The organism is Mycobacterium sp. (genome assembly GCF_032162105.1).
GTDB lineage: Bacteria > Actinomycetota > Actinomycetes > Mycobacteriales > Mycobacteriaceae > Mycobacterium.
The window spans coordinates 1-17,111 of the sequence record NZ_JAVRPS010000725.1; the positions used below are offsets into that span (position 1 = coordinate 1).

The 17,111-nt window shown below is 65.8% G+C and carries 16 protein-coding genes; 3 read left to right on the plus strand and 13 right to left on the minus strand.

The window, feature by feature from the left end; genetic code table 11:
• The 8 genes from QOC69_RS36590 to QOC69_RS36625 all read right to left on the minus strand — a co-directional run.
• Window positions 1-609: acyltransferase family protein (locus tag QOC69_RS36590; RefSeq protein ID WP_526447824.1), on the minus strand; the 609-nt coding region annotated here is incomplete at its 3' end.
• Entirely contained in the window at window positions 606-1,901 is a 1,296-nt protein-coding gene (locus QOC69_RS36595; RefSeq protein WP_526447826.1) for a lipase family protein, read from the minus strand. The genes QOC69_RS36590 and QOC69_RS36595, both read right to left, overlap by 4 nt.
• The gene (locus tag QOC69_RS36600) at window positions 1,902-2,804 is read right to left on the minus strand and encodes a sialate O-acetylesterase (RefSeq protein ID WP_526447828.1); all 903 of its coding nucleotides are present in this window, start codon (window positions 2,802-2,804) and stop codon (window positions 1,902-1,904) included. It abuts the gene before it with no gap.
• Entirely contained in the window at window positions 2,791-3,978 is a 1,188-nt protein-coding gene (locus QOC69_RS36605; RefSeq protein ID WP_526447830.1) for a lipase family protein, read from the minus strand. The genes QOC69_RS36600 and QOC69_RS36605 overlap by 14 nt, the downstream gene beginning before the upstream one ends.
• A gap of 76 nt (window positions 3,979-4,054) precedes the next feature.
• Window positions 4,055-5,317, minus strand: coding sequence for an alpha/beta hydrolase (locus QOC69_RS36610; RefSeq protein ID WP_526447832.1), 1,263 nt, complete (start codon window positions 5,315-5,317; stop codon window positions 4,055-4,057).
• Window positions 5,317-5,934, minus strand: coding sequence for a YveK family protein (locus tag QOC69_RS36615; protein WP_526447834.1), 618 nt, complete (start codon window positions 5,932-5,934; stop codon window positions 5,317-5,319). The genes QOC69_RS36610 and QOC69_RS36615 overlap by 1 nt, the downstream gene beginning before the upstream one ends.
• Window positions 5,935-6,014: 80 nt before the next feature.
• Complete coding sequence (locus QOC69_RS36620; protein WP_526447836.1) at window positions 6,015-7,229, minus strand: alpha/beta fold hydrolase; 1,215 nt, start codon at window positions 7,227-7,229, stop codon at window positions 6,015-6,017.
• A 34-nt stretch (window positions 7,230-7,263) separates the two neighbouring features.
• A complete protein-coding gene (locus tag QOC69_RS36625; RefSeq protein ID WP_526447838.1) occupies window positions 7,264-8,832 on the minus strand; it encodes a tyrosine-protein kinase domain-containing protein in 1,569 nt (522 codons plus the stop codon).
• Window positions 8,833-9,182: 350 nt separating this feature from the next.
• Here QOC69_RS36625 and QOC69_RS36630 point away from each other — a divergent pair, with 350 nt between their 5' ends.
• Window positions 9,183-9,677, plus strand: a complete 495-nt coding sequence (locus QOC69_RS36630) for a hypothetical protein (protein WP_526447840.1) — start codon at window positions 9,183-9,185, stop codon at window positions 9,675-9,677.
• 3 nt (window positions 9,678-9,680) lie between these two features.
• Window positions 9,681-11,222: a cellulase family glycosylhydrolase gene (locus tag QOC69_RS36635; protein ID WP_526447842.1), complete on the plus strand. Its 1,542-nt coding sequence runs from the start codon at window positions 9,681-9,683 to the stop codon at window positions 11,220-11,222.
• Between the two features lie 4 nt (window positions 11,223-11,226).
• On the opposite strand, the gene QOC69_RS36640 is transcribed toward QOC69_RS36635, so the two are convergent.
• The 5 genes from QOC69_RS36640 to QOC69_RS36660 form a co-directional block, all read right to left on the minus strand.
• Window positions 11,227-12,366 carry a glycosyltransferase gene (locus QOC69_RS36640; protein ID WP_526447844.1) on the minus strand — a complete coding sequence of 380 codons (1,140 nt, stop codon included), beginning with the start codon at window positions 12,364-12,366 and terminating at the stop codon, window positions 11,227-11,229.
• A 108-nt stretch (window positions 12,367-12,474) separates the two neighbouring features.
• Window positions 12,475-13,602 carry a glycosyltransferase family protein gene (locus tag QOC69_RS36645; RefSeq protein WP_526447846.1) on the minus strand — a complete coding sequence of 376 codons (1,128 nt, stop codon included), beginning with the start codon at window positions 13,600-13,602 and terminating at the stop codon, window positions 12,475-12,477.
• Window positions 13,602-14,144: an acyltransferase gene (locus tag QOC69_RS36650; protein ID WP_526447848.1), complete on the minus strand. Its 543-nt coding sequence runs from the start codon at window positions 14,142-14,144 to the stop codon at window positions 13,602-13,604. The genes QOC69_RS36645 and QOC69_RS36650 overlap by 1 nt, the downstream gene beginning before the upstream one ends.
• A gap of 134 nt (window positions 14,145-14,278) precedes the next feature.
• Window positions 14,279-15,247, minus strand: coding sequence for a GDP-mannose 4,6-dehydratase (locus QOC69_RS36655; protein ID WP_526447850.1), 969 nt, complete (start codon window positions 15,245-15,247; stop codon window positions 14,279-14,281).
• Window positions 15,244-16,407, minus strand: a complete 1,164-nt coding sequence (locus tag QOC69_RS36660) for a glycosyltransferase (RefSeq protein ID WP_526447851.1) — start codon at window positions 16,405-16,407, stop codon at window positions 15,244-15,246. The genes QOC69_RS36655 and QOC69_RS36660 overlap by 4 nt, the downstream gene beginning before the upstream one ends.
• Window positions 16,408-16,615: 208 nt before the next feature.
• On the opposite strand from QOC69_RS36660, the gene QOC69_RS36665 reads away from it, so the two are divergent.
• A partial coding sequence (locus QOC69_RS36665; RefSeq protein ID WP_526447853.1) for a carboxyl transferase domain-containing protein occupies window positions 16,616-17,111 on the plus strand: 496 nt, incomplete at its 3' end.

Consider the following 17,111-nt stretch of genomic DNA (forward strand, 5'->3'; position numbering starts at 1 on the left):
GAAGGGAGGCAGCGACGTTCGTCTGCGGAGCATGAACAGCAGCGCACCGAGCACGGGCAATGACGCGTAGAACGCGAACTCCAGAGTCAACGACCAGGAGGGATTCAGACCGGTCTGGAAGTACTGCGGCACATAGGACTGCACCAGCGTCAGGTTGGCCAGCAGCTGCCAGATGTCGGTGATGGTTCCCGTGCCTTCATCGGTTCGCGGCGGTTGCATGGCCGCGTTCTCGACGTACGCCACGCTGAAGACGTAGTTGCACAGCAGGAAGATGGCCAGATAACCAGGCATGATCCGCGCGAACCGGTGGATCGCGAAGTTCTTCGTACTGGGCAACGTGGCGGACTCGCGATCCGCCATCAGGTTCCGCAGGTAGGGCAGGAACAACAGGAAGCCGCTCAGCACGTAGAAGAAGATCAGGCCCGTTCCGAACAGGTTGGTTCGGTAGGCCGAGGCCGTGTCCGGCGAGTAGTGACCGCAGATGTGCATGACCGCCACGCCCAAGCAGGACAGACCGCGGGCCCCGTCCAGGCCGATGATCCTGGGCTTTGTCGATACTTCGACTTCGACTTCGGGAGCGGACGTGCGGGGTTCGACGTTCGCCGTCACCCGGAGGCCTCGGCCGGCGCAGGTGCATCGGCGGAGCCCGTCGCGTCGGACGAATCGGGTTCCACTGGTGGCTCTGGCAGCCCGATGAACGCCGGGCAATCGTTGCGAGGCGGGACGCCGGCAAACCGGTCGTTGACCCACGGAAACGCTGATCCGCCGTCGACGTCGGCGTGACCCTTGTCAACTTGCAGCTCGATTTGAATGACGTCCCCCTTCCTACAGGCCGCGTCCAACGCTCGATCCGTCCAAGTCGGCGGGACGATCTGGTCCTGCCCACCATAGACGACCAACATCGGAGCCGTTGCTGTGAGGTGAGGTAAAGACATCTCCTGGAGTCGAGTTCGGAGGAAATCAGCAGCCTGTTGATCCACCGGCCTCATGTCATCGGCTGACACTTGATTCGCTAGATCGTCACGTTTGGCGACCTCAGGGCCTTTGCACGAGAGCAGGACGTCGTGCTTGGCGCTGGCGACACCCCTGCGGTAGTCATCGAGATTGAAGTCCGCCGACTCCTGTGCGAGTGACGTCAAGATCTGCAACAGTGCAAGTCTTTGCTCAGAGGTCAGGGTTCCGTCGACGGCGGCATCGACGAAACCGTCGATTGCCAGCGGCGCGGAATAGCTCGCCGACCCGACCAGGGTCAGGCCCCCACCATATTCAGCGGCCAGCTCGTTGGCGGCCCACGCCGCCTGACCGCCCTGGGAGCCACCGAAGGCCGCCCAACGGTCGGAGGTGTCGGGGATCAGCTTGCGCGCGGCCCGCACCGAATCGATCAGGTTGTAGCCCTCGGTCGTGGCATCGAGGTAGGGGTGATAGGTGTGGTCCAGTCCCAGTCCCTGGTAATCGGATATGGCGACCACGAAGCCCGCCTTGACCAATCCCGTGACCGTCGTCGAGAGACCCAGCAGCGTCGGGTCCAGCGACGGTGCGCACTCCGAGCGGGTGCCGGTGGTCGGGTGCCCGTAGGCGATGACCGGCCAGCCACCTTCGGGGGGGTCGCCCTTGGGCGCGAAAACCGTTCCCGACACTTCCTGTCGGCTGCCGTCGATGCCGGAGGTCGACAGATAAGTGATGCGCGCGGCCACCGAAGACACCACACTGAGCCGTAGATCGACCGTCGGCATGCCGTTCGCAGAGATCAGCGAGCCGGGCTCCTGGCCTCCGAATTCGCCAGGCAGCGACATCCCCGACGCCGCACGAGGGTCGGTCGTCTCGGCCGGGGCATGTCGGGTGCAGCCCGTCGCAAACAGGGCCGCCGACAGCAGACATGCGAGCAGGGCGCAACCGCGCATCTACCTACCCTTCCGTTCTCCGCCGGACCGGTAGTCGCTCAGCGCGTCGGGGCACATCGCGCTGTATGCCGACCACATCCGTTCGGCCAGCTCTCGTAGACCCGCGGCACTGTAGTGCCGATCGATGTCACTGTTGAACGCCGACCGAGGCCCTGGCGCAAATGCAGTGCGGTGGCGCCGATTCGGAGTGTCCTGGTGCACCGCATCGATTCCCGCGTAGGGCTTCCCGCTGAGCTCCATCTCCTCGGGGACCATCTGACCGAGAACGACCGGAACGTCGGCGCCGTACCGGTCACGCAGGTCGTCGATCAGGGCATCGAGCTTCTCCTGATAGGCGGCAGGCGACATCAGCGGGACGTCGGTCTCGCCCTGGTGCCAGAGGATGGCTGCGACGTGGCTGCCCGGGTACCGATCGAGCGCTGCGTCGATCGCGGCAACGGCTCGCCGATAGAGGTTCACCCTCGTCGCGCCGTCGTTCCCATCCCAGGTGTAACCGTTCTTCGGAGTGAAGGACGTGTCACCACGCGCGCCGGGAATCAGCAGCACCGCCCGGCCCGTCTCATCGGCCAGCCGCTTGGCGAATGCGGGGCCGAATCCGACTCTCTTGCACGGAATTTCGTGCAGCAGCGGATCAACGCCCGCAACCACGGTTCCCTTCGAGGGCCCGCACATTGCCCACTGGTGGACCAACGGGTGCTGGCGGTCGAGCCCCGTCGGGTCCAGCCCGAGCCCCATCCCGAATGCGTTGGACTGCCCGAGGATCGGCACCACGAGATAGGGCAGCTCGGGCTCGTCCACCGGGATGCCGGGCTTGGCGATTCGACGCTTGACGATGCACTTGGCTTCGATGATCAACTGCCGCCAGAGCGGGCCGTCGCCATCGGGGTTTCTACGAGCATTCATTGACCGCAGGCCTGCCCTCGAATCGATCGTTGAGCCAGTCGAGCGCCCCAGCCCAGTCGATGTCTCCGTGGCCGGCCTTGGGGTCTTCGTTCCAGGACACGTTCCCGCCGAGCGCGCAGGCGCGCTTGATCGCGGCGATGGTCCACTCCGGGTCGATGTAGGTGTCCTTCGCGCCGAACTCGACGTACAACGGTGCAGACAGTTTGCGTTGCGGCAGCGCCCATTTCGCCAGGAGCCGCCGGAGTCGGTCTGCCGCCTCCGGAGTGCTCGGCGCCAAGTCACGAGGACCCAGTGCCTTCCCCGCCGCCGTGCGCGCGTGCACGTCGGGTCCGCTGCACGAGGCCAACACGTCCCAATAGAGAGTCGCCGCACCGTGCCGGTAGTCATCGAGGTTGAAGTCCTGGTGCAGTCGCGCGAGCGAGAACAGGATCGCCTGGAGCACCGGGCCCTGATCGTCGGTGAGCGTGCCTGCCACGGCCTTGTCCACCAGCCCCTTCACATCTGCGGCCGGTGACAGACCCACGGCGCCGACCAGGGTGAGTTCGGGTGCGTAGGTCGCGGCTTGCTCGTCGGCCGACCATGCCGCGCCGCCACCCTGGGACCCGCCGAGCGCAGCCCAGCGGTCCGAAACGCCGCCGAACGTGGCCCGCAACGCCCGCACCGCGTCGATCATGTTGAACCCCGCGGTGCGTGCGTCGCTGTAGGGATGAATGCCCGGCGCGCCCAAACCCTGGTAGTCGGCCATGGCCACCGCATACCCGCGCTTGGTGAAGCCGTCGACGACGAGGTCCTGGCCCAACAACGACACCGAAAGCGACGGACCGCAGTTCTCCTGCCAGCCGGTGGTGCCGTGCCCGTAGGAGACCACCGGCCATCCACCTGGCGGAGGATCACCCAACGGCGTGAACACGGTTCCGGACACCACCGTCGGCGCGCCGTCATCTCCCGACGTCGAGCGGTAGAGCACCCGGGCCGAGCGGACGGATCGCCCAAAGTTGGTGCGCGAGAGGCCCTCCATGGTGACGGCACTCACCAGCGAGCCCGGCCCGGTACCGGTCAGGTCCGCAGACTCAATCGGTTTCGGCTCGCTGCTGTCGGATCGAGAACCCGATACCAGTCGTTCCAGCGCCGGGCGGCCGACGGTCAGCGAAACCAGAACCAGGACAACGGCCACGACAAGGACCGGGACTGCTGTCAGGAGAACCTTGCGACGTGTCACCCGCCTCCGGACCCGTTGGGTTCCGCCCTCATTACTCATACCAGGGCTTGGGGCTCAGTTGCAGCACGGGCCCTTGGTCGACGTCGCAGGAGTTCTGCGCATCGACACCATCGAACCGCTGCTTGATCCACCCAAGCGCGACGGATCCGTCGATGTCGTCGTGCCCGCGCCCCGGCACCGAATACGCCTCGATGACGTCGCCCATCGCGCACGCCCGACCGATGGCGGCCTCGGTCCACTGCGGTGCCACCACCTTGTCGAGCTCGCCGAACAGGATGAGCATCGGCGCCGACGTTCGGGCCTTCGGCAGGCTCATCTGCGCCAGGTATTCGCGCAAGCGGTCGACCGCTGCCGCCGAGGAGGGTCGCAGGTCGTCGGGGGTCACCTGCTTGGTGACGTCCCCGCGCTGATTGACCAGCGGTCCGGCACAGGCCGAGAGAACGTCCCACTTCTCGGCCACGATGCCGCGCCGGTAGTCGTCGAGGTCCAACTCCGGATGTTCTTCCTTGAGCGCGACGAGCACCCACTGCAGTGCCGAGCTCTGCTCGAGAGTGAGAGCTCCCGCCGCGGCGGCGTCGGCCAGGCCCGCAACGTTGGCAGCGGGCGATACGCTCACCGCTCCCAGCAGCTGCAGTCCGTCGCCATAGCTGCCTGCCAGCTCATTGGCCGCCCAGGCGGCCTGCCCACCCTGCGACGACCCGAATGCCAGCCACCGGTCCGACGCCGCAGGGACGACCTTCCTGGCCGCGCGAACGGCGTCGATCAGGTTGTAGCCAACCGTGGTCGAGTCCAGATACGGGTGATACGTCTGATCCATGCCGAGGCCCTGATAGTCGGGCAGGGTCACGACGAAGCCCCCGCTCACCAATGTCGCGACGGCTTCTGATGCACCAAGGAGATTCGGCCATAGGGACGGCCCGCAGTCGTGCTGCACGCCGGTGGTTCCGTGCCCCATCGCCACGATCGGCCAGCCCTCCGGCGGCGGTTTCCCGTTGGGTACGAACACCGAACCCGAGACCTGCTGCGAACTTCCGTCGATACCTGACTTCGACTCGTAGACGACGCGAGCGGCCAAGGACGTCACCTTGATGATCCGGCGATCGACGTTGGCCAACGTGACCGCCGAGGTCACCGTGCCTGGCCCGGAACCGGAGAGGTCCGCCTTGACCGGCACGCCCGGCATGCTCGACCCGTAGTCGGCCGGCGGTGAGGGCGGTGGCTTCGGTTGCCCGCATGCACCGAGCACCACCACTGCGAGCACCGCAAGCAGTGCCAGCGGCGTGCGGCGGCCCATCACCACTCCTCCGTCGGCTGGTCTGTGAGGTTGGCGAGCTGATCGCGGCTGAGCACCCTGTCGCGTCCGATGCCCAGACCGAGGATCACCAGGCAGCTCACGGCGAAGCCAATGCCTCCGCCGATCGAAGCGCTGGACAGCAAGGACGGGTGCGCCTCCGTCGCCGATTTCGCTTCGTCGACGATCAACAGCGACGGGCCGGATTCTGTGCCCGTCCACTCCAGTTCCTGTGTCGCTGCAGAGAGGTTGCGTGCGACGGCGTTGGCGACGTCGACGGTACCGTCCGCATCGCTGCCGCTGACCTGGACGTTGAGCAGAACCGACAGCGGATAGGCGAACTGCGACAGCGTGTCCGGCACGGGTCTGACCGAGATGCGTTCAGCCAACTGTGCCGGCGTGTCGGGGAGTCCGAGTTCGTCGATCGTCCGCTGGGTCACGATCGTCGACGTGGCGAGTTGTGCGTAGGTCTCGCTTCTGACGGCACTGCCGCGGTTGCCTTCATACGCTGCGTGCACCATTGCGTCACCAGGCACCACCGCAAACAGCTGCGTGGAGGCTACGTAGACCGGCGCCTGAACATAGCGCTCGAAGGCCACCACCGCGACGGCGGAAAGCACGGTCGCACTGAGGATTACGAGCCAACCGCGAGCGAGGATGCGGAGATAGTCCCGAACGCGCGGAACGTCGACCGGTGGCCTCACGGCTCATCAACGCACGAGTTGGGAATCGTCTGTCCCGTCAGACGATCACGCAACCACGGCAGTCCGAACGGGCTGTCAAGATCGCTGTGCCCCTGACCGATGCTCTTCTCGAGCTGTATGTGGTCCCCCTGCGCGCACGCCTTTGACACCGCCTGCTCGAACCACGGAAGGTCGACGAGGGTGTCCTGGGTGCCGTACACCACCATCAATGGGGTGGTGAGTTTGTGCTGCGGCACTGCCATTGCTTGCAGGAGGTCACGCAACCGATCGCGGTCGGCCGGTGTTTCGGGTTTCAGATCGGAATTCAGCATCTTGGACCGCGTCGCCATGACGTCGTCAAGGTTGGGGGGTAGGCAGTCCAACAGCTTGTCCCAGTTCTCGGCGGTGAAGCCGCGACGGTAGCGGTTCAGATCCAGGTCGGGATGCGACCACGACAGCGTCTCGAGAGCGAAGACCATCGCCACCCGCTGGTCGGCGGTCAGAGTTCCGTCCCACGCCGCGTCGGCCATCCCGGCCATGTCGGCTGCCGGCGCCATCGCCAACGTGCCCATCAAGTCGAGCCCTTGGCCGTACGTACCGTTCTGATCCGCGGCGGCCCAGGCCGCCATGCCACCGAGGGAGTGCCCGAAGGCGACCCATTGGTCACTCAGGTCCGCGCCGACCCGCCTGATGGCGCGCACCGCGTCGATCATGTTGTAGCCGAAGGTCCTCGAGTCCAGGAAGGGGTGGTAGTAGCCCGGGACACCGAGTCCTTGGTAGTCGGTCATCGTGACGGCGAAGCCGTTCAGGACCATCGCCTGCATCATGAAGCCGTTGCCAGGCAGCGTCGGGAACCGACTCGGCGCACATTTATTCTGCACGCCCGTCGTGCCGTGGCCGAACGAGATGATCGGCCAACCACCCTTGGGGGGCTGCCCCGGCGGGACGGCCACGACGCCGGAGACTTCGGTGGGAGCGCCGTCGATACCCGACGTGGAGCGGTAGACGATGCGCGCATAGGTCGCGTTGGCGTCCTCGAGTTCCTCGTTGCCGTGCATCACCTCGACGGACACCAGCGAGCCGGGACCGTCGTCGGCGAGGTTGGGCGGCCCCCATCCGGCGGCACCGTCGAAGATCGGGTCGAAGGTCTTCACCGCCGGTGCGTGGCTGGCCGGTGGCGACGCGACCGGAGTGGCCGAGGAGCAGCCCGCTACGAGCGTTGCGGTCAGCACCGCGCACGATACAAAACGCCAGACCGCCACTAGGTCACCGACTTTCGCGCTTCACGCCCGAGAGTCGATGGACCCCTGCCTGGTTGATCGCCTCGGTCGCTGTGTCCTCGGCCGTGCCGTTCGGAGCGGTCGGAGCGGTTTGCTCGGTCGCTGCCGGCGCAGGGACGTCGGCGGTGGCGGTGGCCTCCCCCGACTTCTCGCGCGGCGCGACCACGGCTGCGGGAGCCTCGACGGGCTGCTTGGACAGTTCGCGCTTATGCCCCGGCTCACACGTCACGACGGTTCCGATGAACTCGGCGCTGGCTGCCTCGAGCACCTGGATGGCCGAGCGCAGACCCTTCGTGGTGGTGTGGCCGATCCTGGCGAGCACGATCGCACCGTCGCCGAGCGCGGCGACCACTGCGCCATCGGAGGCTTCGTTCAGTGGCGGGGTGTCGATGACGACGTAGTCGAATCCCGCGCGCAGCGCCTCGATCACCCGGCCCGCCGCTTCGTCACCCCACAGCCGGCGGCGCGTCGACGCCGACGGACCCGCTGGCAGCAGCGCGAACGGCGCGCCCCCGATGGACGGGATCACGGCCGCGGTGACGTCGTGGTCGCCCGCGAGAGCCGTACCCAAGCCGTGCTGCACCGCGCGAACCCGCTCGGCATCGGTCAGGGCAAGGCGATCAATCAACCCGGGGTTCACGAAGTCGCCCTCGACGAGCACAACCGAGCGGCCGGCCTCGGCGAAGGTGGCCGCGAGGTCGATGGCCGTCGTGGTTCGCCCGTCGCCGTGCGACGGACTGGTGACGGCGATGACCGTCGGGTGTTGCCCAGCGCTGGTGCGCGCGAATTGGAGATTGGTGCGGAGTTCACGCAGTCGCTCAGCGGCGAGTCCGCCTGCTGCGAGGTTGACGACCGGTACGCCGGACCTGCGCGGATCGGCGACCAAGGCACCGAGCGCGTGTGAGCGGGTGACGGCCTCGACGGAGTCGCGCGCGCGAAGCCGCGAATCGAAGGCACCGATTCCGACCGCCAACAGCAGGCCGACGATCGCGCCACCGACGGCGCCGAGGCCCACCAGGGTCAGCAACGACGGCCCGGAGGGCGAGGTCGGGTAGTTTGCGTCGTCGAGCAGGATCGCACCGGCGGCCGGCGTACCGCCTCGGCGGGAGGTTTCGAGTTCGCTGACGAGCTGCACGAGTTGGTCGGAGACCGCGTTCGCGTAGGTCTGGGCGGTAGCCGGGTCGGTATCGGTCACGGAGATGTCGAGAAGGACCGTCTTCGGAAGGGGCGTCGCGGTGATCTTCGCCCGCAACTCGTCCGGGGTGATGGGCATCTTCAGCTGGTCGACGGCGCGCGCCGCGACCTGCTCGCTGGTCGCGAGCCCGGCATAGGAGACCACCCGCTCCTGCGAGAACAGGTTGTTCTGGTACGCGTCACCCACCGAGGTTCCGCTCTGCGTCGTAACGAATAGGCGAGCGGTCGACTGGTATTCGGGAGTAGACAAGAAGGTGATGGCATATCCGATGCCACCTCCAAGGATGGCGGCGACCACGACGAGCCACCAGAACCGTCGAAATGTCCGCAGGTAATCCCCGATCGCCAACGGGATCTCCATTCGCTCGTAGTTTGCCGCAACATACTCACCATAGCTGTCGAAGCACGGCAAAGCACATCGCCAGCTCGGCGCGGGCCGTTGCTTTCAGCGAACACAACGCCTCGTGTTGATTCTGTGAGTTGGGCGGTGCGGTCGCAATCAGAACTGGTAGCTGGCATCGCCATTGTAGTCGGGCGGTCGCCCGTTGCAGCGCTGGCCGTGCGCGGCGGCGCGAAGGCGTCGCCGGCCCCGGCCGGGCTCGCGGCAGTGCCGGTCGTCCTGCCCATGGGCGTGCGACATCCGCAATGGCTGGCACTGGTTTTGGCGCCCCGCTCGCGTTGCTGCCGCTCGGTTGATCCCCCGGGATCGACGTGCCGCTCGACCTTCCGTTTGCTGATGGCGTCGTGCTCATCGCCTTCGCGCATCGTGGCGAGGCAACCCCGTTTCACCCACTCGTGAAACTCCTGATAGTTTTCGTAATCGTCTCGGGCGTGTCGCTTATCTTCACTGGTCACACGCTTACCGACGCCGCAGAATTCATCAGCTGGACGTTTACAACGGGCGTGGTCATCAGCTTTGCTGAGACGTCGTCCCGAGGATTGGCGAAGGTCCGCAGGATTTATGTCCACTTTGTGACGCTCACCGCATTGTTGGCATCGCGATCGTCGCTGCGGACCGACCCACGAATTCATCGTCGGCCGCCCTGCAACTCGTCGATGTTGTCGGTGCGGTTGACGTTCCTCGAAGATCACGACACACCGCTGAACCCACCCTGGGAACGCCTCGATGACGCGGCATACTCAGCTCAATTCGTTGATGTCGTCAATCTTCGTCGTGGCGGGTTCCTGCCGGAAAGTCTGAGGTGACCCGTGCGGGGACCCAGACGCCCGCCGCGCCGTCGGATCATTCAGAAACTCGTCGCAGGCCTGACCGTCGGCGTGCTGACGACGGCCGTCGTCTGGTTCGCCCTGCCGTCGCGTCACCCGCGTGAGGTCGACGTCGCGCAGACGGCACGCATGGCTGCGCTTCCCACGACCATCGGCTTCCACGACCCCGACTCCTACTTCATGACCGACGCGGACGTGAACCAGACGTTCGACAAGATGCTGCAGACAGGAGTCAAGAACGTTCGGCTGATGATCCCGTGGGCGGGCGCCGAGCCGGTCCAGAACCAGTTCGACTGGACCAATGTCGACCGCACGGTGAACGCGGCCGTCGCCAGGAACATGGCCGTCATCGGCATCATCAACGCGTCGCCCGCGTGGGCAGTGGCACCGGGCGTGCCCGCGATCTCGGGTCGTCCGGCGTCACCAGCCCAGTACGCGGACTTCTGCGAGAAGGTGGCCGCCAGGTACAGGGGAAAGGTCTCGGCCTACGAGGTCTGGAATGAGCCCAACGGAGCCCAGTTCTTCGCCCCGGTCCCCGACCCCCCGGGGTACACAGAGTTGCTCAAGGCGGCGTATCCCAAGATCAAGGCGGCGGACCCCAACGCCACGGTGATAGGCGGCGTGGTCGGTTCGGTGGTCGACTGGGGGACATGGCTGATCAACCCCGTCACCTTCGTCCAGCAGATGTACGACGCAGGTGCGAAGAACTTCATGGACGCCCTCTCGTTTCATCCCTACCACTACTCGCTGAAGTTCTCCGACGGGTACGCGATCGCCAACTCACCACTGGACCAGACGGTGGCACTGCGGCGGATCATGGTCGCCAATGGCGATGCCAGCAAGAAGATCTGGGCCACTGAGTACGGCGAGCCGATGACCGCTACGGACGAGGCCGGGCAAGCTGCCTACATCATGGACTTGATCACGAAGTGGCAGGAGATGCCGTACACCGGGCCGATCATGATTCACACCACCCGCGACCGACAAACGGGCAGCACCGACGTAGAGAACGTATTCGGCGTGTACCGAACCGACTGGTCGGCCAAGCCCGCCCAGGTGGCCATGAAGGATGCCATCGCTGCCGGTATCCCGAAATCCGCCGAGTATCAACGCTTCAGCGCGATCACCGACCCGTCATACGGTGAGGTGCTCAGTCCGGTGTACCGCGCCACACCGACGGTGTGGGCGCAGGCACGCACCATCAGCACCCTGTTCGAGACGCCGACCGGCATCATCGCATCGCCAACTCCGGTGGCGGACAAGGCGCGTCAGTTCGGCGTCGCCCCGACGACCCAGTTCCAGAACGGCTACCAGGACTTCGATTCGCCGTCCGGCATGCGGGTGTGGTGGTCACCGGCGACCGGTGCCCACGCGGTGGGCGGCGGCTTCGTCGCAGCCTGGACGCCACCGCTCGGGTTGGCGCTCACCGACGAAGTGCGGGAGGGCTGGGCCACGAAGGTGACGTTCGAGCACGGTTACATCACCTGGCTGCCATGGATCTGCACCCAGGTCACCTTCACCTGAGTGGTCAGCCGCCGAGTCCGGCCTGCACCAGTGCCTCGACAGAACGGTGCGGGCGCTTGTTCGCCCAGTGCGCGCGGTTGACCTCGTACAACTCGTTGCCCACCGCGGTCGCGGCATCGCGGTCGAGCAGCATGCGCCGGCATTCGGCGACGAAGTCGTCGTCGTCGTCGAACGTGGACATGCCGAAGACCGACGTCAGCGACCCGACGGCGGGACCGGAACCCACCACCGGCAATCCCTGACTCGCCGCGTCGAGCAGCTTCACCCGGACGCCGCCACCCGTCCTGATCGGCGCCATCAAGGCGCGACAGGTCTTCAGAAACGCGGGCAGATCGTCGACGAAGCCCAGATCGCGAGCCCGGTCCGGGTACACCGGATCCGTCGAACCCGTCTTCTTCGCGCCAACGACGCACAGTTCGGCGTCCGGGATGCCCTCGGCGATTCGTGGCCACAGCCGCAGAGCGATCAGGAACGCCTCCTGGTTGGGCGGCCAGTCCCGTCCGCCGAGGAACACCAGTCGCCGACCTGTCTGCGAGATGTCGATCTGTTCGGCGGGCGGCAGAGTGACTTCCATGAACCTGGCCCCCGCCACGCCGTTCGCCCGGTACATCTCGGATTCCTCGATCTCGTAGCAGCCAACGCCGTTGGCCAGCTTGGCGACCCGTAGTTCGTCGCGCAACAGCCGGGGTGCCTCGATCCGGCCCAGCACACCACGCGTCGCCAACCACACCTGCGACTCGGTGTTGATGGTGTTGACGACGAAGCCCTTCTTGCCGAAGTGCGTACTGCGGATGAAGGATTCGGCCATGTAGTTGTGCTCACAAAAGAACACGTCTTCGTCGCTGGCCTCGATCGCCTCGAGGAGTTCGTCGGTGTCGAACCGAATGTGAACCAGGCTGCGGCGCTGCAGCACCGAACCCGCCAGCAGTTGCGCGGGCTTGACCGGGTCCTGAGCTATCCGCAGTAAGCGCAGCCCACCCTTGACGACGTCGGTGACCGACTCACCCGGTGGTTCGTCGGACAGGCAGATCGCGCGGATGTCGAAGGACTCCGCGGCGAGCCGCAGGACCACCCTGGCGAGTTCGATGTCGCCGCCGTGCTCGGTGACGGGATCCTTCGAGACCAGGAAAACGACCTTCGTCATGCGCGATCCCCTTCGTCGTAATTGCCTTGGAGCAGATGGTGTTTGGGCATCGAACGTCGCCGTCGGTCAGCCCGGCGACTTATCTCCTGATGCGGCGCGGTGCCTGGCTCAGCCACTCCCGCGCTGACGGTCCAGCATTTCCGTCCACGCATGGACGAACGCTTCGGCGGTGCGCGGGGAGGAACGCTCCTCGCGGGTGCGATCGGCATTCTTACCCAGTTCGGTCACCCGCCCCGGATCGTTGACGAACGAGGCGATGGCGTCGGAGAAACCGGCGGGCAGTGCGTTGGGATCACCGTTGCCCATCGGGACGACCACCGCCCCGGTCTCGGCGTCCCATTCCGCCAGCGACCCGTAGCCGGTGCAGACGATCGGAGTCCGGTAGGCCAGTGCGTGCGCGGCCACCGACGACGCGGGAAAGGTATCGGCATACCAGTGCCGCTTGCCGTAGGGAATCACGATCGCCCGGACCGACTCGAAGAAGGCGTCTTCCTCGTCGCCGTCCACGCCACCGAGGATGTCGATGCCTTCGGCTCGCGGCAGCGCTTCGGTGCCCCGTCCGGCCACGCGGATCAGGATGTCGTCCGGCAATTCTCGCCGGATCTGGGCGATCTGCTCGAAGCCCTTTCCGCGATACACCAGCCCGAAGAAGCCGACGGCCTTCGGCCGGTCCTCGGCAGGCAGGACCGTCTTCTTCTCCGACACCCGGTACGGGACGTAGTGCGTGTGCGTGTGCGGGTACACCTCGTCGATGGAGGCCCGTCCGGTCTTGCTGAGCGCGAAGATGTCACGGCGCCCGTTGATCACACCCTCCAGCCATCGCGAGACCGGCCGCACGGGGTAGTGGAAACCGTGCATCAGCAGTCGGTGACGGGCCACGAACCTGGTCCTGGCGATGAACCACAGCGCCTGGGGCGGATCGTGGATCGTCAACGACACGGGAATGCCCTTGAGGCCGGCGATCGACCAGAACGGCGAAAGCATGCCGCACGCGATCTCCGAGTGCACCAGCACCCGGCCTGCGGGCCAGCTCTCGACCAGGTCCCTGACCTGCTTGCGGACCGCACGGACGTCGGCCCAGGTCTCGTCGCCGGGGCCGGCCACCCGTACCTCGGCGACGTCGCCGAAATGCGGGCGGAAAGCCTCGGCGAGGTCTTCGGTGTAGTCGCCGACGGCGGTCACGTGGTTGCGCGGCCCGATGTAGATCAGGCGGTAGCCCTTGAGGTCGGTGGCCATCAGAAGAACAGTGGGCGGTAGTGGCCGCTGTACTTCAGGGCGTCCGGATTGCGTTTGGTCAGTAACTTGGCCGGGATCCCGCCGACGACCTCGAGCTCACCGACGTCCTTGGTGACCAACGCGTGTGCGGCCACGACCGCACCGCGATGGATGTGTGACGGCAGGATCATTGCGCGGCTCGCGATCCATGCGTAATCCTCGATGACGGTCGGAATCGGGCAGGGCAGGAAGTCCGGATGATTGATGTCATGCCCGCCGCCCAATATCTGGGTGTCGCTCGCGATGGTGACGTTGTCACCGATCGCGATGCCCGCCCGGGAATCCAGGAAGCAGCGGAATCCGATCGTGGTGTCGTTGCCGATCGTGAGGAACTCCGGATCGAAGACGGTGGTGCCGCGAAAGATCGTCGACCCCTTGCCGATGGTCGACCCGCCGACCCAGCGCAGGAAATTCTGCCGGATGAAGTGCGACGGGATGTAGGTGACGATCATGTTGAACAGGATCGTGGAGAGGCGGTTGCGCACCTTGCGCGCAAACGACATGGATTGCATCTTGTACCAAAGGACGCGCCCGTCGGGCCCTAGTTCCCATGTGGGATCCGGCGGAATCTTCAGCCCTGGCGCCGCCGCCAACTTCCTCGCCCGGTCCTCGGGGTCTGCGACAAAGAGTTCTGGAATCACGTGTTTGGCTCCCGTTGTAAATCCGATTCGACCATTGCAACGACAATCTCCTCAAAGGACTTCGTGGGCTTCCAGCCGAGTGACTCCCACGCCTTCGTCGCATCACCGACCATGGCGGCTCGGTCATCAGGCCGAATTAGAGTTTCGTCGCTGGTCACCAATTCCTGCCAATCGCTGATACCCGCGACCGCGAATGCAGCGGCGACGAAGTCCGCGATCGAATGGGCGACGCCGGTGGCCACCACGAAATCATCGCCCTTGCCGTGCACCGCCATCCGGTACATGGCGTCGACGTAATCCGGCGCCCAACCCCAGTCGCGCCGGACGCTGAGATCACCGAGTGCCAGGCGGTCCTGCCTGCCCGCCGCGATGTCCGCAACCGCCCTAGTGATCTTGCGCGTCACGAAACTGGTGGGACGGCGCGGTGATTCGTGGTTGTAGAGGACCGCGTTCGACGCTTCGAGGCCCCGAGCCCGGTAGATCTGGCACAGACTGTGGCCCAACGCCTTCGACGCTCCGTACGGTGAGATCGGACGTATCGGGGTGGTCTCGGTCTGCGGCGATTCGGGCGATCCCGCGAAATTCTCGCAACTCGATGCGTTCACGAACACGATCGGCTTGCCGGTGCGATCCTGCGTCCGCAGGCAGGCGTCCAGCAGCGCCGCCGTCGACAGCGCGTTCACCTCGGTGGCGTAGACCGGGTTCTCCCAGGAGGCCGCCACGGAGGACATTCCGGCGAGGTGGAACACGAAGTCGGGTTCGACGGCGTCGACGATGGCCGCGACGGACCCGGCATCGGTCAGGCGGGCGTCGTGGATGGTGACCGCCGATCGGATATCCGTCGGCTTCGTACCGGCACGCACCACGCCGTGCACGTCGACGGCTTCCCGTAGGAGCTGGTCTGCGAGGTAGTGGCCATCCTGACCGGTGATGCCCGTGACGACGGCGGTGGTGCCTGCGGTCACCTCGGCCGTCCCGCGAGCTCGTCCACTGCTGCGTACAGCGCTTCGGCGAATTTTTCTTCGGTGAACTGCTCGACGTGGCGACGAACCTTGTCCGGGTCGAAGGAGGACGTCTCGAAACGATCGAGCGCCTCGGCGATAGCGGCCGCTTCGGGTTCGTCGAAGTAGATCCCGGTGATGCCCTCATCCACGGTGTCCAGGAATCCGCCCCAACGCAGCACGACGCTGGGCCTGCCCCATACGCCTGCTTCTATCGGGGTCAGCCCGAAATCCTCGTGGCTCGCCGAAAGAAGCGCCCGACAATGCCGGTACAGCCAGGCCATCTGGCCGTCGGTGAGTTCGCTCAGCATCAGCACGTTTCGTGTCGTGGCCGCTGCGATCCGCTCTGCGTCCGGGCCGCGGCCGACGACCACCAACCGCTGCGGACGCCCGGCGAAGGCGCCCACCACGGCTTCGACGTTCTTATATGGCAGAAGCCGGGACACGCACAGGTAGAAGGCCTCGTTCGGATCCGACTCGCCGTCTGCGGACAACCACCGCAACAACTCCGGGATCGGTTGCGTCGCAGCGTCGCCCGACATCGCCACGGGGGAAGGCAGCACATCGGCTGAGATTCCGTAGGCATCGGCAATCCGGCGCTGGACAACGGTGGACACCGCAAAGTAGCGGTCGCACGACAAGGCCGCGCGCCGGTCCCAGGACAGTAGTCGTCCCGACATTGCGGAGAGAGCGGCGCGCTTGATCAGACTGCTGTCCTCGCCGAGGTACATGTCAGGCAGATAGAGCCAGCGGGCCGGCGAGTGGCAGTGCACCAACTTGCGGCCAGTGGTTCTGAATCCGTGTGCCCAACCGCTCGAACTGGTCACCACCACATCGGCATCCACGCGCATGGAGTTCGCCGCCAAGGGCAGGATTGGCAGCGCCGCGCGATGGTGCTGGCGAAAAACCCCGAACGAATTCAACCGGGACACCCGAATATCGCGCTCAGCGAATTCCGGATAAGTGTTCGAAGGGTCGTACAGCAACGTGTAAATCGGCGCGTCGGGAAACGCACGACTCATCGAGAGTACGACCTTCTCGGCACCTCCACGCTGGGTCAGATAATCATGGGCAATCGCTACCCGCGGACCGTCAACGTCGTTGTATCTGCGGACAGCATGCACGCTGGACTTCCCTCTCTAACGTGTCATTTTGGCCGACGGCCGCGGCTCGAACTCCGGCCTACGCATCGACGTGACCATAGAACCGCATAATGGGAGCAGTTACAACTCCTGGCAAACTTCCGCAGGTCGGCTCGGCCTGTCGTTTCGTGCCCCCGGTCGATGCGGTCGATGCGGGCGCCTGGCGGGCCAGTCGATGGCACCGACGACCATGACGAGCGTTACCGAACCTGCGGCCGAACACCAGATCGACATCCACACCGCCGGCAAGCTGGCCGACCTCCGCAAGCGCACCGACGAGACGCTGCACCCGGTCGGTGAGGCGGCGGTCGAGAAGGTGCACGCCAAGGGCAAGCTGACCGCCCGCGAACGCATCTACGCGCTGCTCGACGAAGGCGTCGTCTCGCTGGGGCTCTACAGCCGGATCTTCCGCAACAACATCCTGGCCTCCGGCGTCATCCCACAGATTTCGCTGATCATGGGGGCCGCCGCGGGCGGACACGTCTACTCCCCGGCGCTGACCGACTTCGTCATCATGGTCGACCAGACCAGCCAGATGTTCATCACCGGGCCCGACGTGATCAAGACGGTCACCGGTGAGGAAGTGACCATGGAGGAGTTGGGCGGCGCGCACACCCACATGGCCAAGTCGGGTACGGCGCACTACGTCGCCTCCGGCGAACAGGACGCGTTCGACTACGTCCGCG